The organism is Dyella sp. Tek66A03 (assembly GCF_052567735.1).
In genome coordinates this window covers 3337679-3359780 of sequence record NZ_CP199584.1, presented here as the reverse complement: position 1 = coordinate 3359780, position 22102 = coordinate 3337679, and the positions used below count along the sequence as shown (strand labels likewise).

Below are 22102 nucleotides of genomic sequence, written 5' to 3'. Positions count from 1 at the left end.
CCTATGTAGGAGCGCACCCCGTGCGTGATCACGGCTCGTCAGCGTCACCGCTACGTAGGTTTATCGCGCACGGGGTGCGCTCCAACAGGACGGGGGTGTGGTGACGGGCAAATAAAAAAGGGCTCCGCATGCGGAGCCCTTCTCAGCAAGCCTAGGAAACGTTACGCCACGTTCGGTTCGCTGAAGGCTTCGATCTCGCCCTTGAACGCTTCCACCGGCACGCAGCTGCAGAATACGTTCTTGTCGCCGTAGACATTGTCCACGCGCGCCACTGGCGACCAGTACTTCTGGAACTTCAGGCTGGGCAGCGGGAAGGCGGCCAGTTCGCGCGGATAGGCGTGGGTCCACTCGGTCGCCGACACCATGACGGCAGTGTGTGGCGCGTGCTTGAGCGGGTTGTCCTCGCGATCGAGTTTGCCTTCGTCGACGGCGCGGATTTCGTCGCGGATCTGGATCATCGCATCGATGAAGCGATCCAGCTCGTACTGGCTCTCGCTCTCGGTCGGCTCGACCATCAGCGTACCGGCCACCGGGAAGCTCAACGTCGGGGCGTGGAAGCCGAAGTCGATCAGGCGCTTGGCCACGTCTTCGGCGCCGATGCCGGTGGCATCCTTGAGCGGACGCAGGTCGAGAATGCACTCATGCGCCACCAGACCGTTACGACCGGTGTAGAGCGTCTCGTAATGCGGTGCCAGGCGCTTGGCGATGTAGTTCGCGTTGAGCAGAGCCACCTGGGTGGCACGGCGCAGACCACTGGCGCCCATCATGGTGATGTACATCCAGCTGATCGGCAGGATCGAGGCCGAGCCGAAGCTGGCCGCGCTGACCATGCCCACTTCGCCTTCACCGCCAAACGTGCGCGGGAGGAAGGGAGCGAGATGCGACTTCACGGCGCACGGCCCCACACCTGGGCCACCACCGCCATGCGGAATGCAGAACGTCTTGTGCAGGTTCAGATGCGAGACGTCCGAGCCCCACTTGCCGGGCTTGGCCACGCCGACCAACGCATTCATATTGGCGCCGTCGGTGTACACCTGGCCACCGTGCTCGTGCACGATCTCGCAGATCTTGACGATGTCTTCCTCGAACACGCCGTGCGTGGACGGGTAGGTGATCATCAGCGCAGCGAGGCGGTTGCTGAATTTCTCGGCGGCGCGCTTGATGTCGTCGACATCGACGTTGCCGTTCGCATCGCACTTGGTCACCACCACCTGCATGCCGCACATCTGCGCGGAAGCGGGGTTGGTGCCGTGGGCCGATTCCGGGATCAGGCAGATGTCGCGATGCGCTTCGCCGCGCGAGCGGTGATAGGCGCGGATCGCCAGCAGGCCTGCGTATTCGCCCTGGGCGCCGGAGTTCGGCTGCAGGCTGACCGCATCGTAGCCGGTGCATTCCACCAGCATCGCTTCCAGCTCTTCGATCAGCTGCTTGTAGCCGGTGGTCTGCTCGGTCGGCGCCAGCGGATGGATATTGCCGAACTCAGGCCACGTCACCGGTATCATCTCGGCGGTGGCATTGAGCTTCATGGTGCAGCTGCCTAGCGGGATCATGGTGCGATCCATCGCCAGGTCCTTGTCGGCCAACGAACGCATGTAACGCAGCAGCTCATGCTCGCTGTGATGCGTATTGAAGGCCGGGTGGGTAAGGAACTTGGTCTTGCGCAGCAGGTTGGCGGGCAGGCCGTCGTGCGTGTTGGCATCGAGTGCATCGATGTCGGTGATGGCAGCGCCGAACACGGTTGCGAGGGCAACCACGTCGGCCCGCGTGGTGGTTTCGTCAAGGCTCACGCCGACGCTGCTGGCGTCGATCGGGCGCAGATTGATACCTGCGGCACTTGCCTTGGCATGCAGCGAGGCCGCATCCACACCGGTAACGTGCAGCGTGTCGAAGAAGTCAGTGCCGACGGCCACGCCAACCTGGCGCAGTGCCACGAACAGGATCGCGGCCAGGCGATGCACGCGACGGGCGATGCGGGTGAGGCCTTCCGGGCCGTGGTACACGGCGTACATGCTGGCCATCACGGCGAGCAACACCTGGGCGGTGCAGATGTTGGAGGTGGCTTTCTCGCGGCGGATATGTTGTTCGCGCGTCTGCAAGGTGAGGCGATAGGCCGGCTTGCCTTCGGCATCAATGGAGACGCCGATCAGGCGGCCCGGCATCGAACGCTTGTAGGAGTCGCGGCAGGCCATGAACGCAGCATGCGGGCCGCCGAAACCGAACGGCACGCCGAAGCGCTGGGTGTTGCCCACCACGATATCGGCACCCCATTCGCCTGGCGAGGCGATCAAGGTAAGTGCGAGCAGGTCGGTGGCGACGCAGACCACGCCGTGGCGTGCATGCACGTGGTCCGCCAGCGCCTTGTAGTCGCCGATCTGGCCAAAGGTATTCGGGTATTGCAGCAGCACGCCGTAGCTCTCGACGTGGGTGGCTTCGCTGTCATTGCCGATATGCAGCTCAATGCCCATCGCTTCGGCGCGGGTCTTGAGCACTTCCAACGTCTGCGGATGCACGGCGTTGGACACGAAGAACACGTTCGACTTCGACTTGGCCGAGCGCTTGGCCAGGGTCATCGCTTCGGCGGCGGCGGTGCCTTCGTCCAGCAGGGACGCATTCGCGATCTCCATGCCGGTGAGGTCGGCGCACATGGTCTGGAAGTTGATCAACGCTTCCATGCGGCCTTGCGAGATCTCTGCCTGATACGGCGTATAAGCCGTGTACCACGCGGGGTTCTCCAGGATGTTGCGCAGGATGACGTTGGGCGTGAGGGTGCCGTAGTAACCCTGGCCGATGAAGCTGCGGAACACCTGGTTCTTGTCGGCGATGGCGCGGATCTTGGCCAGTGCTTCGACTTCGGTGATCGGCGAGGGCAGGGCCAGCGGGGCCGGCGACTTGATCTTGCCCGGCACGATGGCGTCGGTCATCGCTTCCAGCGAGTCGTAACCGAGCAGGCGCAGCATGCTGGCGATTTCGGCGTCGTTGGGGCCGATATGACGCTCGATGAAAGCGTCGTGGTGCTCGAGGTCACGCAGGGAAGGATTAGCGTTCTGACTCATGACAGGGGCGTCCGGAAATGGCCGATAAAGGCCGGACGTGCAAGCCGCACGTGGAGCGCCCCTCTGTCCTTTTGCCTGAGAGTTTGGAAGCTCGCGCTTCGTGCCCCTTCGGCGCCGGATTCAACCGGTCTCTCCAGAGTGTTGTTGCGGGTGATGGTATGGGGCCTGAGCGATTACGGGCGTTGCGCCTTCGGCAGCGGCTCTCACCGCTTCTCCCACCACGCGCTAAACCATAATTATAGAACGCGCCGGGGCAGTTTGCCTCCCTGGCGAGCGGAGTCTTCAGTCGCGGTACTGCCCCGGCTTTTATCGGTTGCGGCAGGGTGTCTCAGGAGGCATAAGATGAAAGGCCCGCCTAGGCAGAGACCTGCATGAAACAGCCCCCGTTCCAGCTGGCCCAAATTGATCACGTGGTGCTGCGCGTGCGCGATACCGCCGCCATGCAGCGTTTCTATTGCGACGTGCTGGGGTGTCGGGAGGAGCGACGGCAGGACGAGATCGGCCTGGTGCAGTTGCGCGCCGGTGATTCGCTCATCGACCTGGTATCGCTCGACGGCAGGCTGGGTCGGCTGGGTGGCGCCGGGCCGGGCGCGGAAGGGCACAACATGGACCATCTGTGCCTGCGGGTGGAGAACTACGATGAAGCCGCCATCGTCGCTCACCTCAAAGCGCACGACGTACGTGTGGGAGAGATCGGTTCGCGTTATGGCGCCAAGGGCGAAGGTCCGTCGATCTATCTATACGACCCACAGGGCAACATGGTGGAGTTGAAGGGGCCGCCGGCAGCCTGAGTGGTTGTGCCTGAAGACTTGCCAAGCCTTCACCCGGCGCATTCGCTCGCCGGGCTAGAGTCCGGTGGATGCTTCGCCGAATGGCGGGCGTTGCCATGTCTCGTCTCGCTCCGCTGCGCAACGCAAAACCACAGGCGGACGCCATGGGACCGGCGCCGGCTCAGGTGCCGCCCACGCTCCCGTGTCGATAGTCGATCTTGTCGAGGAGTTCGAACATGGCAACCTACGTCTCCCTCATTCACTTCACCGACCAGGGCATACGATCGGTCAAGGATACGGTCAAGCGGGCCGAAGCCGTCAAGTCGGCGGCAGGCAAATATGGCGCGAGGATCAAGGATATCTACTGGACGCTCGGGCAATACGACATGGTGATCGTTATCGAGGCCTCGGACGAACTGGCGGCAACGGCATTCGCGCTGACCATCGGCGCTGCCGGCAATACGCGCTCGCAAACCTTGCGTGCTTTCCCAGCAGAAGAAATGCAGGCCATCTTGAGCAAGGTCGGATAGTGCGGACCGTGTTCGATGTTGAACGGACCGGGAAACGAAGAAGCCCGCCTTGCGGCGGGCTTCGTCTACAATTGGTGCCCAGGAGAGGACTCGAACCTCCACGGTTTTACCCGCTAGTACCTGAAACTAGTGCGTCTACCAATTCCGCCACCTGGGCAGGTGTCGCGCTGCTTTACGGGCTGCGTGAGCCGCGTAGATTAGGCATGTGACGGTAGGTTGTCAACTATTCTTTCACTGATTTTTCATCGAGCCGCGGCGTTCGCGGTTCGACACCCCAGACAAAGGCAAGGATGTGACCAGAAACAAGGAACCGCGCAGCAGCAAGCAGGGAGCGAAGCAGGGCCCCGCTGCGCCGAAGAAACCCGCTCCCCGTGCCAAGCGCTCGGCCGTCGATCCGTCCTCGCGCAAGCGTGGGGGCGAAATGAACGACCCGCATGCAGAGCGTGAGGCTCAGCGCTATGAACGTCCCATTCCCAGTCGTGAGGCGATCCTCGCCCTGCTGGCCGAGCGAGGCGAGTTGTTGACCGAGGCGCGCATCGCCGAGACGCTGTCGCTGCACGACGAAAACGACCTCAATGCACTGCGTAAGCGCCTTGGCGCGATGGTGCGCGATGGGCAGCTGCTGCTCGGCCGACGTGGCGGCTATGCGCCGGCCAACAAGCTCGACCTGATTCCCGGCGTCGTGCTGGCCAACGCAGAAGGCTACGGCTTCCTGCGTCCCGATGATGGTGGCGATGATCTTTATCTTTCGCCGCAACAGATGCGCATGGTGCTGCACGGCGACCGCGTGCTGGCCAGCGTGGTGGGTATCGACCGTCGCGGCCGCAAGCAGGGCGCGATCGTCGAAGTGCTCCAGCGTCGCTCGCCGCGACTGGTCGGTCGCGTGGTGATCGAAAATGGCGTGATGTTGGTGGCGCCCGATGACCGGCGCCTGCATCAGGACATCATGATCGTGCCTGGGCAGGACATGGGGGCGCGTTCCGGCCAGATTGTGGTGGCCGAGATCACCGATCCGCCATCGCCGCATCGTGGCCCGCTCGGCGCGATCCGCGCGGTGCTCGGCGAACGGCTGCAGCCGTCGTTGCTGGTGGAGATGGCGATCGCCAGCCACGACTTGCCACACGAATGGCCGGATGTGGTCGTGCGCGAAGCGGCTCAGGTCGAGCCTGAGGTGAGCGCGGCGGAGCGCGAGGGCAGGATGGATCTGCGTACGCTGCCGCTGGTCACCATCGATGGCGCCGACGCGCGTGATTTCGACGATGCCGTGTTTGCCGAGCCGCGTCGTGGTGGCGGTTATCGCCTGGTCGTGGCCATCGCCGACGTATCGCACTATGTGCGGGTGGGTGCGGCTCTGGACCGCGAGGCCTACGAGCGCAGCACGTCCACGTATTTCCCGGGGTTTGTAGTGCCGATGTTGCCGGAGACGCTCTCCAACGGCATCTGCTCGTTGAACCCCAAGGTCGAGCGCCTGTGCATGGTCTGCGATATGCAGATTGATGCCGAAGGCGTGGTGATTCGTTCGAAGTTCTACGACGCGGTGATGCGTTCGCATGCGCGTCTGACCTACGACCGCGTGTGGCAGGCCATTGGTCTTAATGAGGCGGATGCGCGCCACGAGCTGGCCGACGTGATGCCGCAGCTGGAGCATCTGCACGGGCTCTACAAGCTCATGGCGGCGCAGCGCAAACGTCGTGGCGCCATCGATTTCGAAACACCGGAAGTGAAGTTCCGTCTCGATCAGACCGGTGAAGTGGCCGCGATGGGCGCCACCCAGCGCAATGATGCGCACAAGCTGATCGAGGAATGCATGATCGCCGCCAACGTACAGGCGGCGCTGTTCCTCGAGACGAAGAAGATCCCTGCGCTGTTCCGTGCGCACGAACCGCCGCCGGCGGAAAAGTACGAGGATCTGCAGCAGTTCCTGCGCGAGTTCAAGTTGAGCATGCCACCCGTGGACGAAGTGACGCCGGGCGATTTCGCCGATGTGCTGCGGCTGGTGCAGGATCGCCCGGAGCGTGAGCTGATCCAGTCGGTGCTATTACGCGCGCAAAGCATGGCCGCTTATCAGCCGGACAATCGCGGGCATTTCGGACTGGCGCTGGAGGCGTACGCGCACTTCACGTCGCCGATCCGCCGCTATCCTGACTTGCTGGTGCATCGCGCGATCCGTTATGCGATTACCGGCGGCAAGCCGTCGGGCTACAGCTATACGCCCACCGAGATGGCCGGTATGGCGGTGCACTGCTCGCAGCGCGAGCGACGTGCGGAAGAGGCCGAGCGCGATGTCGACGAGCGCTTCAAGTGCGCGTGGATGTCCAAGCACGTAGGCAGTGAATTCGAGGGCACCGTCACCGGTGTCACTTCCTTCGGCCTGTTCGTGGAGCTGGACGAATCGAAGGTGTCGGGGCTGGTGCATATCAGCCAGCTGTCCAACGACTACTACCACTTCGACCCGGTTCGGCATTTGTTGAAGGGCGAGCGTACCGGCGCGCAACATCGCCTGGGCGATCACGTGCGCATCCAGGTGCTGCGTGCCAGCCTGGAGGATCGCAAGATCGACTTCCGCCTGGTGGCGCCGCGCGCCGAAGCCAAGCCGACCGGCACCGAGCGCCGTTACGACTATGCGGCTGCAGGCGATCGCTACTCATTGCCCGCGGGACGCAAGGCGACGGCGCGACCGGGCTCGCGCGATAATGCGGGCACGGTTGCGCCGCGAGCGGCGGCAACAGGCAGGAAGGACGCACCGAGCGCTGACAGGCCTCCGTCGGCGGCAACGAGCCCGGCTGCCGGGAAAAGCATGTTCTCCAAGGTCAAATCAGCGGCCCAGGGCAAGTTCAAGGCCGTCAAGGACGCTGCGTCCAAGGCAACCTCAAGAGCCCGCAAGGGCGGCAAGAAGAAAGGCTAACTAATGAGTGACAGCTGGATCGTCGGGATCAACCCGGTCGAAGGTGCGTTGAGCAATGACGCTGCGCGTGTGAGCGAGTTGCTGGTGGAGCAGGGGCAGCGCAATGCACGCGTGCAGGAACTGGCCGCGCGGGCCAAGTCGCTGAATATTCCTGTGCACCATCGGCCGCGCGAGGACCTGGACAAGCTGGCGGGTGAGGCGCGGCACCAAGGTGTGGTGGCGCGCTACGAAGCGCCGCCGATGGGTAGTGAAAACGATATTGACGGCCTGGTCGAGCAGGCCGGGCAGGACGCGCTGATCCTGGTGCTGGACGGTGTCACCGATCCACACAATCTCGGTGCCTGCCTGCGTAGTGCGGCGGCCGCGCGCGCCACGGCGGTCATCGTGCCCAAGGACCGCGCGGTGGGCCTGACGCCCGTGGTGCGTCGCGCGTCGGCTGGCGGTGCGGATCGCGTTCCGCTGATTGCCGTCACCAACCTGGCACGCGCGCTACGCACCTTGAAGGATGCTGGCGTGTGGATCACCGGCCTGGCGGGCGATACCGATACCTCGATCTACAGCGTCGACATGAAGGGCCCGGTGGCCCTGGTGCTGGGTAGCGAAGGTGAAGGCATGCGCCGGCTTACACGCGAGACCTGCGATTTCGTGGCGAAGATCCCGATGCCCGGTTCAATGGAGAGCCTCAATGTCTCCGTGGCGACCGGCGTCGTGCTGTTCGAGGCATTGCGGCAAAGGAGTGAAAAGCGATGACGTTCTTCTGGCACGACTGGGCGGGCTACATCGGCGTAGTGCTGGTGCTGTGCGCCTTCCTGTTGCTGCAGCTGCGCAAGCTGCACGGCAACGGCATCATCTACCAGCTGATGAACGTGCTGGGCGCCGTCGGCGTGGTGCTCTCGCTGATCTTCGGTGCCGCGACCATGAACTGGCCGGCGTTCCTGATGCAGGTGGCGTGGATCGTCATCGGCATCTACGGCATCGTGCATTCCGCACGCCTGAATCGCCGCCTGCGCTGACTTTGTTGTTGTAGGAGCGCACCCTGTGCGCTCCTACAACACACGCGACCAGGCCGCGGTGGGGTCAGTCCTTCTTCTCGCCGAGCCTGGTGAACTCCGGGCTCGAGGTGAAGTCGCGCTTCGCGCGCTGCGCCGTCAGCGGTTCACCGTTCACCTGGTACCAGATGTTCTCGGCGATGTTGGTGGCGTGGTCGCCGATGCGCTCGATGTTCTTGGCCATGAACAACAGGTGCGTGCACGGCGTGATGTTGCGCGGGTCTTCCATCATGTAGGTGAGCAGCTGACGGAAGTAGCCGGTATAGGCCTCATCCAGTTCGGCGTCGTCCTTCCACACCTGATAGGCCCGTTCGGCATCGCGGTCGCGGTAGGCAAGCAGCACCTCGCGCACTTCGGCGGCGGCGAGCTCGGCCAGGTAGCCCAGGCCGCTGGTGGGCGCGACAGGAGCGACCATCGACAGAGGGATGGAGCGCTTGGCCACATTGGCAGCGTAGTCGCCGATGCGTTCGATGTCGGCGGCGATGCGCAGCGCGGCGAACACGTTGCGCAAGTCGCCGGCGATCGGCGCGCGCAGTGCCAACAGGCGCACCACGTCATGGCTGATTTCCTGCTCGAGCAGGTCGATGGCGTCATCGTTGCCGACCACGTGCTGGGCGGCGCGTTCGTCGCGGCGCTCGATCACGTCGATGGCCGATTCAAGCTGGCCCACCGCGAGCTCGCCCATGCGGACGATTTCGCCGGTGAGGCGGGTCAGCTCGTCGTCGTAGCTCTTGATGATGTGTTCTTTGCTGCTGCCGCTCATGTGGATTCTCTTATGCGTCCAGTAGGGTGGGGTGAGGCGGCGTGACCCCTCACCCCAACCCTCTCCCCGGAGGGGAGAGGGAGCCTATCGCTTTAGCCGAAGCGACCGGTGATGTAGTCCTCGGTCTGCTTCTTGGTCGGCTTGGTGAAGATCTGCTCGGTGCGATCGAACTCGATCAGCTCGCCCAGGTACATGAAGGCGGTGAGATCGGAGCAGCGCGCCGCCTGCTGCATGTTATGCGTAACGATAACGATGGTGTACTCGCTCTTGAGCTCTTCCACCAGCTGCTCGATGCGGCTGGTGGCGATCGGGTCGAGGGCGGAGGTCGGCTCGTCCAGCAGCAGCACTTCCGGCTTCAGCGCGATGCCGCGCGCGATGCACAGACGCTGCTGCTGTCCGCCGGAGAGGCTCAGCGCGTTTTGCTTTAGCTTGTCTTTCACTTCGTCCCACAGGGCTGCGCTGCGCAGGGCCTGCTCCACGCGGATATCCATGTCGGCGCGCGAAAGTTTTTCGTGATGGCGGATACCGTAGGCCACGTTCTCGAAGATCGTCATCGGGAACGGCACCGGCTTCTGGAACACCATGCCGACCTTGCTGCGCAGGCGGTTCATCGAATAGCTCGCATCGAGGATGTTTTCCTCGTCCAGGACGATTTCGCCCTTGGCCTCGAGCTTGGGATAGATCGCGTAGATTCGGTTGAAGATGCGCAGCAGGGTGGACTTGCCGCAGCCCGAGGGACCGATGATCGCGGTGACCTTCTTCTCCGGGATGTCCATGTTGATGCCTTTCAGCGCATGGAACCCATCGTAGTAGAAGTGCAGGTCGCGCACCTTCAGTTTGGTCGGCGCGATCTGGGCTGGCGTAGCCGCGGACTGCGGGTGGATGCCGGCGGCGGCGGACTCAGTCATGGGACACCTTGTTGCGTGAAAAGACCAGACGGGAAGCAAGGCTAAGCAGCAGAACGAACATGGTGATAACGAACGCACCCGCCCAGGCAATGGCGTGCAATCCCTCGCCTGGATCGTTGGCGTATTGGTAGATCATCTGCGGCAGGCTGGACATCTTGTCCATCGGGTTGAAGGTCATGTAGTTGTTGCCGAAGGCGGTGAACAGCAGCGGGGCCGTCTCGCCACTGATGCGGGCCAGCGCCAGCAGCACACCCGTGATGATGCCCGAGCGTGCTGCGCGCATCAGGATTTGCGTGGTCAGTTTCCATTGTGGAATGCCCAGCGACAGCGAGGCTTCGCGCAAGGTGGAGGGCACCAGGCGCAGCATCTCGTCGGTCGTGCGCACGATCACCGGCAGCGCGATCAACGCCAGCGCCACGCCACCGGCCAGGCCGGAGAAGGTGGTGTTGCCGCTGGTGAGCGCCGTGGTTGGCAGCACGATGATGGTGTAGACGAACAGGCCCAACACGATGGATGGCGCGGACAGCAGGATGTCGTTGAGGAAGCGGATCGACTCGCCCAGGCGGGTGCGGTTGGCGTATTCCGCCAGCCAGGCGCCTGCCAGCACGCCGATCGGCGTGGCGATGGCGATGCCGATGAAGTTGATGATCAGGCTGCCGACCATCGCGTTGAGCAGGCCACCATCCTCGCCGTACGCGGTGATCTTGGTGAACAGATTCAGATTGAGCGCGCCAATGCCCTGGCGTAGCGTTTCCCACAGGATCCAGGCCAGGAAGATCAGGCCGATCAGGGTGGCGAACATGCTCAGCGTCAGCGCCAACGCATTGGTGATGCGACGACGGGTGTAGAGGAACGAACTGTCCATCAGCGACCCTCCTTATGGGCCAGCTGCCGCAGCATGAAGCGCGCGATCAGCAGCACGATGAAGGTGACCACGAACAGCAGGAAGGCTAGTGCCATCAGGGTGGATTTCTGCAGGCCGGCGGCCTCGCTGAATTGGTTGGCGATGGTCGAGGCAATCGACGCGCCCGGATCCAGGATGGAGGGCGACAGCTTCATCGCATTGCCCAGCACGAAGGTCACCGCCATGGTCTCGCCCAGAGCACGGCCCAGGCCCAGGAAGATGCCACCGATCACCGCCGAGCGGGTATAGGGCAGCACGATGTCCCACGACACCTCCCAGGTGCTCGAACCGAGCGCATAGGCCGACTCCTTCAGGCGCGTCGGTACGGTCTGGAACACCTCGCGCATCACCGAGGAAATGAACGGGATGATCATCACCGCCAGCACGATGCCGGCCGTCAGTACGCTGGCGCCGAACGGATAGTCGCTGCCGAACAGGCTGCCGACGAAGGGCACATGCTGGGCCACCCACGACAGCTTGCCGTCGTCGGGCTTGCTGCCCAGGTAGTTGGTCAGCCAGGGTTTGATGTGATCGGCGAAGAAGGGCGCAAAGACAAACAAGCCCCACATGCCGTAGATGATCGAAGGGATGCCGGCCAGCAGCTCGATCGCCGAAGCGACCGGGGTGCGCAGCCACGGTGGCGCCACTTCGGAAAGATAGAGCGCGATGCCGAAGCTCACCGGCACGGCGATCAGCAGGGCGATCAGCGAGGTGGCTACAGTGCCGTACACAGGCACCAGCGCGCCGTAGGTGTCGCTGCTCGGGTCCCATGCATCGCTGACCAGGAAGTGCCAGCCGAAGGTGCTGAAGGCGTGACGGCCACCCCACAGGGTGGCGCCCGCGGCGCCCAGCAGGCAGGCCAGGACCAGCAGGGCGCAGGCTCTGAGTATCCAGCCGAACAGGCGATCGTGCCGCGCGTCGCGGTGCGAGCGCGCTTCCTGTGCCATGGCCGTGGAGACGGCGCCTACGTTCGCTTGCATGTAATGTCGATCCCTCAGGTTTCTCGAGGTCCGGCTGGCACGGGGCCTTTCCGGTCGGTAAGCGTGCGCCAAAGCCTGGTGTCTTTCCAGCAACAAGCCGCCCGACGTTGGTCGGGCGGCCCATGCGGTGCGATCAAGCAGCGTTGACGTTAGATCGTGCCGGTTGCCATAGCATGACCGGCACGAGCGGATCTCAGTGCTTGTACTCGCTAGCCCAATAAGCTTCGATCTTCTTGACCAGGGTATCCGGCAGAGCGACATAGTCGAGTGAAGCGGCATCTTTCTGGCCGTTCTCCAGCGCCCACTTGAAGAAGTCGAACGCGACCTTGGTGTGCTCGGCGTTCTTCGGCTTCTTGTACATCACGGCCCAGGTGGTCGCCGTGATCGGCCAAGCAGTTGCGCCCGGCGCATTGGTCATGATCAGGTTGAAGTCCTTGGCGCTGGCCCAGTCGGCGGTAGCGGCGGCGGCGGCAAAGCCCTCGGCGCTGGGAGCCACGAACTGGCCGGCGGCATTCTTCAGGTTGATCCAGCTGATCTTGTTCTTGACCGCGTAGGCATACTCGACGTAGCCGATCGAGCCCTTGATCTGCTTGACGTACTGCGACACGCCTTCGTTACCCTTGCCACCCACGCCGGTCGGCCATTCGACGGCCGTGCCGTACTTGACCTTGCCGGCCCAATCCGGGCTGACCTTGGACAGGTAGTTGGTGAAGTTGAAGGTGGTGCCCGAGCCGTCCGAGCGATGCACGACGGTGATCTTGGCGGTTGGCAGGTTCAGGCCGGCGTTCAGCGCGGCGATGCGCGGGTCGTTCCAGTTGGTGATCTTGCCGAGGAAGATGTCGGCGAGGGTGGCACCGTCCAGCTTGATCTGGCCCGCTTCGATACCGGTAATGTTGACCACCGGCACGATGCCGCCGACCACGACCGGGAACTGGCCCAGGCCAAACTGGGCGAGATCTTCCGGCTTGACCGGTGCATCGGTCGCGCCGAAGTCGATGGTGCCTTCCTTGATCTGCGCGACGCCAGCGCCCGAACCCACCGACTGGTAGTTCAGCTTGTTGCCGGTCTTTTCGGCGTAGCCGGCGGACCACTTCGAGAGCACCGGGTAGACGAAGCTCGAGCCGGCACCGGTAATGTCGGTAGCCTGGGCGGCCATGCCGAACAGCGAGGCGGCGGCAAACACGGCGGTCACGCCGATGCGAGATAGGGACTTGGTTGAGGTCAACACGGTGGCTCCTTAGCGAAGGGTTACGGGGATTCCCGCCCGCCCTCAATTTCATGCGCAACGTGTTGCAATGAGATGAGCTTAATGTTTCAGCATTATGACAATCCGTCATGGACTGTCATTTTGTGGCCCTCGGCAACGCCGCGGCAGCGCAACTCAAGGGCGGTTGTTGCACGCATCCGATCCCGCAAGATCTAGCGATGCATCGCTTTCAGGGCGCGTCGACGCCAACAAACTCGCGTTCGATCGTCTCGAGCGTGCGCCAGCGATTGATGATGGTGCAGAACAGCTCCGCCGTGCGCTCGGCATCGTAGATGGCCGAATGAGCTTCACGTGTATCAAAAGGAATGCCAGCGGCCTGCACGGCCTTGCTCAATACGGTCTGTCCGAAGGCCAGTCCGCTTAACGTAGCCGTATCAAAGCAGCTGAACGGATGAAACGGGTTGCGTTTGTGCGCACAACGGCGCACGGCGGCATTGAGGAAGCCCAGGTCGAATGCCGCATTGTGTCCCACCAGGATCGCGCGCTGGCAATCGGCGTCGCGCATCGCATCGCGGATCGGCTTGAACACGTGGTCCAGCGCCAGTCGCTCATCGAGGGCGCCACGCAGCGGATTTTCCGGGTCGATGCCGGTGATCTCCAGCGCGCGGGGATCGATATTGGCACCGGGGAAGGCATGCACGTGCGCCGACACCGCCGGCAGGGGCTGCAGAAAACCCTCGGGTGTCATGCGCAGGACGACGGCGGCGATTTCCAGCAGCGCGTCGCGCTCTGAATCAAAGCCGCCGGTCTCCACGTCCACGACCACCGGCAGGAAACCGCGGAAGCGCTCGGCCATACGGCCGGCCATGCTGTTGCTGAGTATCTCCATCCGACAAGCATATCAGCCGTCGCTGACGCGCCGTCTCCGTTCGGCGGAGTACGTGTCTTCGTTTTGTCACAAAAACTGCACAAGACGGTAAAGCGGGGACCTCATCCTCCCTAACCGAACCTTAACTGACCGGCCATGTGATCGAGGGGGGCGGTCGAGGTGTTTCTTACCAACATGCGGAGATATTCCATGCGTTCCAAGTTGCTCGCGGTAGCTATTGCTGCCGGTTTGGGCGTTACCAGTTTCTACGCCAGTGCCGATCCGGCGCCGGCGCAGTCTTCCAAGACCAGCCAGTCCTCTGCCCAGAATGCAGAGATCCAGGCGCTGAAGGCCCAGTTGCAGGCACTTCAGGCCAAGGTGGTCGAGTTGGAGCAGCGTACTGACGCTCAGTCCGATATCAACGTCTCCACCGGCCAGGCCGTGGAGCAGGTGCAGAAGACCCAGGTTGCTACGACCGAGCAGATCAAGAAGTCGTCTGACCGGATTGCCTACAAGGGCGTGAACATCACGCTGGGCGGCTTCCTCGAGGCTGCGACGATCTATCGCTCGGCCAACCAGGGTGCGGATATCGCGTCCAACTACAGCGCGATTCCGTTCAACAACGTCCCGACGGCTCATACCAATGAGCTCCGCTTCTCCGCCCGCCAGAGCCGTATCTCGGCCTTGGCCCAGGGTGATGTGGATCCGCAGACGCATCTGGCCGGCTATTTCGAACTCGACTTCCTGGGCGCTGCGCAGACCGCGAACTCGAACGAGAGCAATTCGTACAATCCGCGTATCCGTAACGTTTATATGACCGCGGATTGGGACAACGGCGGCTGGCACCTGTTGGCTGGCCAGAACTGGTCGCTGGTCACGCTCAACAGCAAGGGCATGTTGCCGCGCTCCGAGCTGACCCCGCCACAGATCGACGCCCAGTACATCCCGGGCTTCACCTGGACGCGTCAGCCGCAGATTCGCCTGGTCAAGGATTGGAACAAGATGTGGTGGCTGGGTATCTCGCTCGAGAACCCGCAGACCACGTTCTACACCAGCCCGAACCAGTCCAAGGCACCGGTGCAGTCGGTGTACAACATTAACGCCGGTTCGGGCTTCAATTCGGCCAACACGCTGTCGCTTAACCACATCCCCGATGTGGTCGTGAAGCTGGCCGTGGATCCGGGCTTCGGTCATTACGAACTGGTAGGCCTCGGCCGCGCGTTCTACAACCGCTACAACGGTTCGAATCAGGACACGTTCGGTGGCGGCGTTGGTATCGGCGTCATCCTGCCGGTGATCGAGAAGCAGCTCGACTGGCAGTTCTCGGGCTTGAGCGGCAAGGGCATTGGCCGTTACGGCAGCGCCCAGATGGCGGACGTGACCTTCAGCCCGAACGGCAACCTCGCTCCGATCAAGGAGAACATGATGTTGACGGGCCTGACCTGGCACGCCAACTCCGACATCGACGTCTATGCATTCGCCGGCCGCGAACAGCAGTCGAAGAAGGACTTCCTGTACAAGGGCGTCCCGCTCGGCCTGGGCAACCCGGGTTACAACAACAGCGGCTGCGAAATCGAAGGCGGCACCTGCGTAGGCAACAGCAAGAACATCTGGCAGGGCACGCTGGGCTTCTGGTGGAAGTTCTACCAGGGCAAGTTCGGCAAGATGCAGTTCGGTGCACAGTACTCGCACACCCAGCGCGAAGCCTTCGATGGTCAGGGCTTCGTCAACGGCGTGCTGGTCAACGGCGCAGCGTCGCCGACGGCCAAGGAAAACATGTTCTTCACCAGCTTCCGCTACTACCCGTTCTAAGCGGTACGGTTATCGCAAGGGAGTTCGACCCAAGGATGGAGAAACGGCGGGCATGATGCCCGCCGTTTCTGTTTTTGGCGGGTGGTGAGCTCGCGTCGAAGAGACTGCGCGCCGCCTGATTTTCTGGTGGGAGCCACTTCAGTCGCGACAACGGCCAGCCTCGATACAAGCGATCGCGACTGCAGTCGCTCCCACCACTTAGCAGGTTGTTCGAAAGCGCTACGGGCTTTCATACCCCGCGAACGGGCTCTCGGCTCAGGGCAGTTCGTTAGCGAGCCCGCGGGGCAGCTCGGTTCATGGCGGTATCGCTGCTGGGCAGCTCGCTGCTGTCCCAGCCGCCACCAAGCGCGCGAATCAGATCCACGCTGGCCTGCAACCGACGGGTGCGTACCTGCTCGGCATTACGTTCGGCCTGCAGCGTGGCGGTTTGTGCACTGACGACGTCGAGATAGTTCACCGCGCCTTCGCGATAGCGGTTGGTGGCGATGGTCTGCGAATCGCGCGCGGCGCTGGCGGCGTCGTCTTCCTGACTCGCTTCCTTGCCGAGTTGTTGCAACAGAGTGAGGTTGTCTTCCACTTGTTGGAACGCACCCAGCACGGTTTCCCGATACTGACCTGCTGCTGCATCGAGATTCGCCTGGGCCGCCTGGACCTTGGCGTGGCGCAGGCCACCATCGAACAGGCTCATGGCCAGATCGGGGCCAAGTGCCCAATAGCGGTTGCCTGCGCTGAGCAGGCTGCCCATGCCGGTGTTCTGCCAGCCCAATACGGCGGAGAGACTCAGGCGCGGAAAAAATGCTGCGCGTGCTACGCCGATTTCCGCGTTGGCAGCAAAGACACGTCGCTCCGACGAAGCGATATCAGGGCGTCGCTGCAACAAGACCGAAGGCACGCCCAGGGGTATGGCCGGCACCTGCATCGGTGTATCCGATGGCGCGAGCGAGAAGCTCGACGCTGGTTCCCCGGTCAGGCTGGCGATGGCGTGTTCGGTGAGCGCACGTTGCGCATCGACTTCGGATACCTGCGCCATCGCATCGGACAGCTGGGTCTTGGCGCGGCTGACGTCGAGGCCGGAGGCAACGCCACCTTCGAAGCGGCGCTGGGTGAGGTCGAGACCCTGGCGATAGGCGTCCAGCGTGTCCTTGAGAATGCGTGCCTGCACGTCGTAACCGCGCAGGCGCACATACTGATCGGCCAGCTGCGCCTCGAGGCTCAGCTTGGCCGAGGCCAGATCGCCCGCGGCGGCGGCTTCATCGGCCTTGCCGGCGGCCACCTCATTACGCACGCGACCCCACAGATCCAGCTCATAGGACGCACCAAGGCCCAGCGTATTCGCGCTGTACTCATTGGGCTGGTCGCTGCCACGCAAGGGACGATTGTCGGATTGGCGGTTGCGCAGCGTGCTGGCCTCTACCCCCAGGTGCGGGTAGAGATCCGAGCGGACTTCGCCGACCACGGCGCGTGAGGCGTCATAGCGCGCCAGTGCTACGGACAGGCTGGGATTGGATGCGTCGAGCTGCTTTTCCAATCGGTCCAGTTCGGCGTTGCCGTAGACCGACCACCACGGTCCGCGCGAGGCGCTGTCGGCCGGGTCAGCTGGCGACCAGAGTCCGTCCTGGGTCTGGCCGGCATACGCAGCCGGCAACGGACCAACATCCGGTTTCTGATAGGTCGGCGCTAATGAGCACGCAGGCAATACGCTGGTCAGCGCGAGCGGTAGTAGGCGTCGTAGCGAGCAAGACAGGTTGGAGGGTGCGAGAGGCATGGGGCTACTCCGACTTCACGTTGCCGTCAGCCGCGTCTGTGGCACCGGCCACTTGCACGCGGTCGCCCTGCATCAGGGAGTCAGGCGGATGGTTGATGATGCGGTCGCCTGGACGCAGGCCCTGGTCGATCTGCAGGCGATCGCCGAGGTCCAACGCGATATGCACATCACGCAGCTGTGCCTTGCCATCCGCGCCAAGCACGGCGACTTGCGGGCCTTGCGCGCGGAAGATCAGCACGGTGGCCGGCACCGTCATGGTGTGGCTATCCTCGCTTAGCGGCAGATGTACTTCGGCATACGCACCAGGCAGCAGGCCGCCCTTGGTGTTGTCCACTTCGAACTGCGCGAGCAGGCTGCCGGAGGTCTGGTTGACCGCGCCGGAATTGCCGATCAAATGGCCCGTGAACTGCACGCCCGGGTGATCGGGTACGTCCAACTGCACGTTCATGCCAGGTTTGATCGAATCGGCATAACCCTGCGGTATTTCCACATACAGGCGCATGCGGCTGGTGTCGGAGACGGTAAACAAGGGTGCGCTGTTGTCGTTATTGGTGCTGATCAGGTCGCCGATGTCCGTATTGCGCGCCGTCACCGTGCCGGCAAAGGGCGCGGTGATGTGCTTGAACGCTTCCAGTGCGGCGATGCGGTCCACATCCGCCTGCGCGGCGAGTACGTTCGCTTGTGCCGCTTCGGCTTCGCCGGCCTTTTCATCGGCTTCCTGTTTGGACACCGAGTTGGAAGTAAGCAGGTTCTTCCAGCGCTTGTCAGTCAAGGCGGCGAGACGTGCGTTGGCCTTGGCGCGCGCCAAGCCCGCCTTGGCCTGCTCGGACTGCTGGTCGAGTTCGGGGGTGTCGACTTCCGCCAGCGATTCGCCGGCGGTCACCTGGCTGCCAATGTCGCGGCTCCAGCTCTTCAGGTAGCCACTCACGCGCGCATGGATGGGTGCGCTGATCCACGCGTCCAGATGACCGGGCAGGGTGGTTGCCTGCTTGCCGGTGCCGACACCGGGCTCGATGACCTGCACGCTCGGCACGACCTGGGCGTCAGTCCACTGCACGACGCGATGGTAGTCATAGGCGCGTACCGAGATGCCGGCAATGGTGGCGACAATGGCCAGGCCCAGACCGATGCGCAGGGCGCGGCCCAGCTTCGGTGGTCGCTGCGGCGTGGCAACGTGGGCGTCATGCGACATGGACAGCATCTCCAAGCAAGGTATCAGGGGTCGCCTGCGCCTGCTCACGACCGTGCACTAGGCTGAAGATCACCGGCACGAACAGCAGGGTGGCGAACGTGGCAAACAGCAGGCCGCCGATCACGGCCCGGCCCAGGGGTGAGTTTTGTTCCTGGCTCAAGGCCATCGGCAGCATGCCGATGATCATCGCCAGCGCGGTCATGCAGACCGGACGGAAACGCGTGAAGCCCGCTTCGAGCGCTGCCTTCATCGCATCGCCGTGTTCGGCGAGGCGTTCGCGGCAGAAGCTGACCACCAGGATCGAGTTGGCGGTGGCCACGCCCATGCACATGATCGCGCCGGTAAGTGCAGGCACCGACAAAGTGGTGTGGGTGAGGAACAGCATCCACACGATGCCGGCCAGCGCGGCAGGCAGGGCGGTGATGATCACGAACGGATCGAGCCAAGACTGGAAGTTCACCACGATCAGCAGATAGATCAGCACGATCGCGCCGACCAGGCCAAAGATCAGGCCGCTGAAGGCTTCGTTCATGGTGCCGACCTGCCCATGCAGGCTCACCACCGTGCCCTTGGGGCGGCTCGGTGCGAATTGCGCGAGCACCTTTTGCACATCGCTGGCGACCGCGCCGAGGTCACGATCCTGCACCGAGGCGTAGATGTCGTAGGACGGCATGATGTTGTAATGCGATACCACCGCCGCACTGGGCACGCGCGTAAACGTGGCAATGCCGCCGAGTATCTGGCTGGCGCCCTTACCGTTCGGAGTCACCGGCAAGCTGGCGATGTCGGCCATGCTGTCCATCTTGTATTGCGGCGTGGCGGCGACAATCGGATACGACACACCGCTTTTGGGATTCAGCCAGAACGCAGGCGCCACCTGCGAGCTGCCGGCCAGCGAGGCGACCATGCTGTTGGTGACGTCGCGCTCCGTAATGCCCAGCTCATTGGCACGCGTGCGGTTGACCTGCACATTGAGCTGCGGATAGCTGGTGCTCTGCTGCAGGCGCACGTCGGCAATACCGGGCACGTCGCGCAGCTGCTTCATGATCTCCATCGCATAGGCCTGGTTCGCGGCGAGGTCGCGTCCGGCGATGGAGACGTCCAGCGGGGCGGGCGCGCCGAAGTTGAGGATCTGCGAGCTCATATCGGCGGGCAGGAACGCGAACTGCGTGCCCGGGAATTCGCGCGGCAGGCGTGCGCGCAGTTGCTTCACGAAGGCGGCCGTAGGTGCGTGACCTTCCTTCAGCACCACCTGGATGTCGCCATCCTGCGGGCCGATGGTGCCGCTGCTGTTGTAGACCATGTTCACGCCGCTGAGCGGCAGACCGATATTGTCGATCACCGTGTCCAGTTGATCTCGCGGAATGACTTGACGGATGGCCGCCTCGATGTGATCGAACTCGGCAGCGGTCTCCTCCACGCGTGTACCCATGGGCGCACGCACATGCAGGGCAATGGAGCCGGCGTCGACCTCGGGAAAGAAGTCGCGCCCGAGCAAGGGCACCAGTGCGAACGATGCCACGACGAAGCCAAGGAAGCCCAGGATGAAGCGACGGCGATGGGCGAGGGCGATGGTCAGCGTGGCGTGGTAGACGTCGCGGACTTGCGCGAAGCGATGTTCGAAGCGCTGCTGGAACGACACCATGGCGGCGACCAGCGCGTTGCGTCGACGCAGCGGGTGTTGGTCGCCTTCATGGTGGTTGATGTAGGCGTCTTCGGGATGATCGCCAGCACCCGTCTCGATGTGATGCGGTTTCAGCAAATACATTGCCAGGGTCGGCACCAGGGTGCGCGACAGGATGAAGGACGACACCATGGCGAAGATCACCGCCAGCGCCATCGGCCGGAACAGGTAGCCGGCGATGCCGTCGAGCATGAACATCGGCACGAATACGATGCAGATGCACAACAGCGAGACGAAGGCGGGCGTCACGATCTGCTTGGCGCCATCCATGATGGCGGTATGCACGTCCTTGCCCTGTTCGAGATGCCAGTTGATGTTCTCGATGGTCACCGTGGCATCGTCGACCAGGATGCCGACGGCCAAGGCGAGGCCGCCCAAGGTCATCACGTTCAGCGTTTGACCGGTGGCCGAAAGCAGGGCAAGCGCCGAGAGGATCGATAGCGGGATCGATACCGCAATGATCACCGTCGAGCGCCAGCTGCCCAGGAACACCAGGATCATCACCGACGTAAGCAGGGCGGCAATAATGCCCTCGCGCGCCACCGAGGTGATGGCCGCCTTGACGAAGATCGACTGGTCGCTGAGCAACGAGATTTTCAGCGTATTCGGCAAGGATTCCTTGAGCAGGGGCAGCAGCTGCTTGATGCCGGCCACCACGGCAAGCGTGGAAGCATCGCCGACCTTCAGCGCCGGCATCAGCACCGCACGGTGGCCGTCCACGCGTACCACGTTGGTCTGCGGCGCGGCGCCGTCGCGCACATGGGCCACCTCACCGATCGTGATGGTGGCGCCGTGTACCGTCTTCACCGGCAGCTGGTTGAGCTCGTTGATCGCCTCGGGGCTGTTGTTTAGCTGGACGTGGTACTCATAGGTGCCGATCTTGGCCGTGCCCACCGGAATGATCTGGTTTTGCGCGGCAAGCGCGTTGCTTACGTCCTGCGCGGACAAGCTTTTCGCCGCCAGCGATTGGGGGTCCAGGTCCAGCGTGACCTGGCGCTGCGCGCCGCCATACGGCGTGGGAACCGCCACGCCGGGCACCGAGGTCAAGGTCGGGCGCATCAGGTTCAGGCCGAGGTCGAGAATCTTCGACTCGGACAGCTGCTTGCTCGACAACGCCATCTGCAGGATCGGCACGGTGGACGCGTTGTAGTTGAGGATCAGCGGCGGCGTGATGCCCGGTGGCATCTGCTTCAGCACGGTCTGCGAGATCGAGGTGACCTGGGCGGTGGCGGTGCGGATGTCCACGCCAGGCTGGAAGAAGATCTTCACGATGCCCATGCCGGGCAACGACTGCGATTCGATGTGCTCGATATTGTTGACCGAGGTGCTCAGCTGGCGCTCGTAGTAGTAAACGACGCGGCCGGACATCTGATCGGGCGGCAGGCCGTTGTACGACCACACCACACTGATCACCGGAATGCCGATGTTCGGGAAGATATCGGTCGGTGTGCGGAATGCGGCCAGCGGGCCGGCGATGAGAATCAGCACCGCCAGGACGATGAAGGTGAGCGGTCGCGCAAGAGCGATTCGAACAAGACCAAGCATGGGGTGTCGTGGCTCGATGCAGGGCCCGGGGCCCAGTGTGGCCATGATCGCAAGGCAATCTTGTGGAAACCTTTTGGGGGGAAGGAGGGTTGGCTGGTGACTAAGGCGAAGCTAGCGCGAGGCAACCCTTCCACCGTCATTCCAGCGAACCCCGAAAAGGGGGCGAG

General features: G+C 63.3%; 16 protein-coding genes, 1 tRNA gene and 1 riboswitch. Of the genes, 6 read left to right on the top strand and 11 right to left on the bottom strand.

The genetic code is table 11. The annotated features are described in order from the left end of the window. Positions 1 to 161: 161 nt before the first annotated feature. On the bottom strand, positions 162 to 3053 hold the full coding sequence (gene gcvP / locus ACT01B_RS14915; protein WP_445144019.1) for an aminomethyl-transferring glycine dehydrogenase: 2892 nt from the start codon (positions 3051 to 3053) through the stop codon (positions 162 to 164). Between the two features lie 53 nt (positions 3054 to 3106). Beyond that, positions 3107 to 3200: riboswitch (glycine riboswitch) on the bottom strand. Positions 3201 to 3424: 224 nt separating this feature from the next. Between gcvP and ACT01B_RS14910 the strand changes: the two genes are divergently transcribed. Together ACT01B_RS14910 and ACT01B_RS14905 are read left to right on the top strand one after the other, a co-directional pair. Then, positions 3425 to 3844 (top strand): VOC family protein, encoded by a 420-nt coding sequence (locus tag ACT01B_RS14910; RefSeq protein WP_445144018.1) that lies wholly within the window; start codon positions 3425 to 3427, stop codon positions 3842 to 3844. A 215-nt stretch (positions 3845 to 4059) separates the two neighbouring features. After that, complete coding sequence (locus tag ACT01B_RS14905; RefSeq protein ID WP_445144017.1) at positions 4060 to 4353, top strand: GYD domain-containing protein; 294 nt, start codon at positions 4060 to 4062, stop codon at positions 4351 to 4353. A 72-nt stretch (positions 4354 to 4425) separates the two neighbouring features. Here the strand turns inward: ACT01B_RS14905 and ACT01B_RS14900 are convergent. Then, positions 4426 to 4510: transfer RNA gene (locus tag ACT01B_RS14900), tRNA-Leu, on the bottom strand. A 264-nt stretch (positions 4511 to 4774) separates the two neighbouring features. Between ACT01B_RS14900 and rnr the strand changes: the two genes are divergently transcribed. From rnr to ACT01B_RS14885, 3 genes are read left to right on the top strand one after another with little or no spacing between them, the layout of a single operon-like run. Further along, a complete protein-coding gene (gene rnr, locus ACT01B_RS14895; RefSeq protein WP_445147496.1) occupies positions 4775 to 7258 on the top strand; it encodes a ribonuclease R in 2484 nt (827 codons plus the stop codon). 3 nt (positions 7259 to 7261) lie between these two features. Further along, positions 7262 to 8008, top strand: coding sequence for a 23S rRNA (guanosine(2251)-2'-O)-methyltransferase RlmB (gene rlmB / locus ACT01B_RS14890; RefSeq protein WP_445144016.1), 747 nt, complete (start codon positions 7262 to 7264; stop codon positions 8006 to 8008). Beyond that, positions 8005 to 8271 (top strand): CBU_0592 family membrane protein, encoded by a 267-nt coding sequence (locus ACT01B_RS14885; protein ID WP_445144015.1) that lies wholly within the window; start codon positions 8005 to 8007, stop codon positions 8269 to 8271. The genes rlmB and ACT01B_RS14885 overlap by 4 nt, the downstream gene beginning before the upstream one ends. A gap of 64 nt (positions 8272 to 8335) precedes the next feature. Here the strand turns inward: ACT01B_RS14885 and phoU are convergent, their stop codons facing one another. From phoU to rnt, 6 genes are all read right to left on the bottom strand, one after another. Beyond that, positions 8336 to 9070, bottom strand: coding sequence for a phosphate signaling complex protein PhoU (phoU, locus tag ACT01B_RS14880; protein ID WP_445144014.1), 735 nt, complete (start codon positions 9068 to 9070; stop codon positions 8336 to 8338). Between the two features lie 92 nt (positions 9071 to 9162). Further along, entirely contained in the window at positions 9163 to 9978 is an 816-nt protein-coding gene (gene pstB, locus ACT01B_RS14875) for a phosphate ABC transporter ATP-binding protein PstB (protein WP_445144013.1), read from the bottom strand. Next, on the bottom strand, positions 9971 to 10843 hold the full coding sequence (gene pstA / locus ACT01B_RS14870; RefSeq protein WP_445144012.1) for a phosphate ABC transporter permease PstA: 873 nt from the start codon (positions 10841 to 10843) through the stop codon (positions 9971 to 9973). Before pstA ends, pstB begins: the two co-directional genes overlap by 8 nt. Further along, positions 10843 to 11862, bottom strand: a complete 1020-nt coding sequence (gene pstC, locus ACT01B_RS14865) for a phosphate ABC transporter permease subunit PstC (protein ID WP_445144011.1) — start codon at positions 11860 to 11862, stop codon at positions 10843 to 10845. The genes pstA and pstC overlap by 1 nt, the downstream gene beginning before the upstream one ends. Positions 11863 to 12055: 193 nt before the next feature. Beyond that, positions 12056 to 13018, bottom strand: a complete 963-nt coding sequence (gene pstS, locus ACT01B_RS14860; protein WP_445147495.1) for a phosphate ABC transporter substrate-binding protein PstS — start codon at positions 13016 to 13018, stop codon at positions 12056 to 12058. A 280-nt stretch (positions 13019 to 13298) separates the two neighbouring features. Continuing rightward, positions 13299 to 13958 (bottom strand): ribonuclease T, encoded by a 660-nt coding sequence (gene rnt, locus ACT01B_RS14855; protein WP_445144010.1) that lies wholly within the window; start codon positions 13956 to 13958, stop codon positions 13299 to 13301. A gap of 189 nt (positions 13959 to 14147) precedes the next feature. Between rnt and ACT01B_RS14850 the strand changes: the two genes are divergently transcribed. Next, on the top strand, positions 14148 to 15749 hold the full coding sequence (locus tag ACT01B_RS14850; RefSeq protein WP_445144009.1) for a hypothetical protein: 1602 nt from the start codon (positions 14148 to 14150) through the stop codon (positions 15747 to 15749). Between the two features lie 268 nt (positions 15750 to 16017). Here ACT01B_RS14850 and ACT01B_RS14845 read toward each other — a convergent pair whose 3' ends face one another. The 3 genes from ACT01B_RS14845 to ACT01B_RS14835 are packed head-to-tail and all read right to left on the bottom strand — an operon-like array spanning position 16018 to position 21935. Then, entirely contained in the window at positions 16018 to 17514 is a 1497-nt protein-coding gene (locus tag ACT01B_RS14845; protein WP_445144008.1) for an efflux transporter outer membrane subunit, read from the bottom strand. Positions 17515 to 17518: 4 nt separating this feature from the next. Then, the gene (locus ACT01B_RS14840; protein ID WP_445144007.1) at positions 17519 to 18706 is read right to left on the bottom strand and encodes an efflux RND transporter periplasmic adaptor subunit; all 1188 of its coding nucleotides are present in this window, start codon (positions 18704 to 18706) and stop codon (positions 17519 to 17521) included. Then, positions 18696 to 21935, bottom strand: coding sequence for an efflux RND transporter permease subunit (locus ACT01B_RS14835; RefSeq protein WP_445144006.1), 3240 nt, complete (start codon positions 21933 to 21935; stop codon positions 18696 to 18698). Before ACT01B_RS14835 ends, ACT01B_RS14840 begins: the two co-directional genes overlap by 11 nt. Between the last annotated feature and the right edge of the window lie 167 nt (positions 21936 to 22102).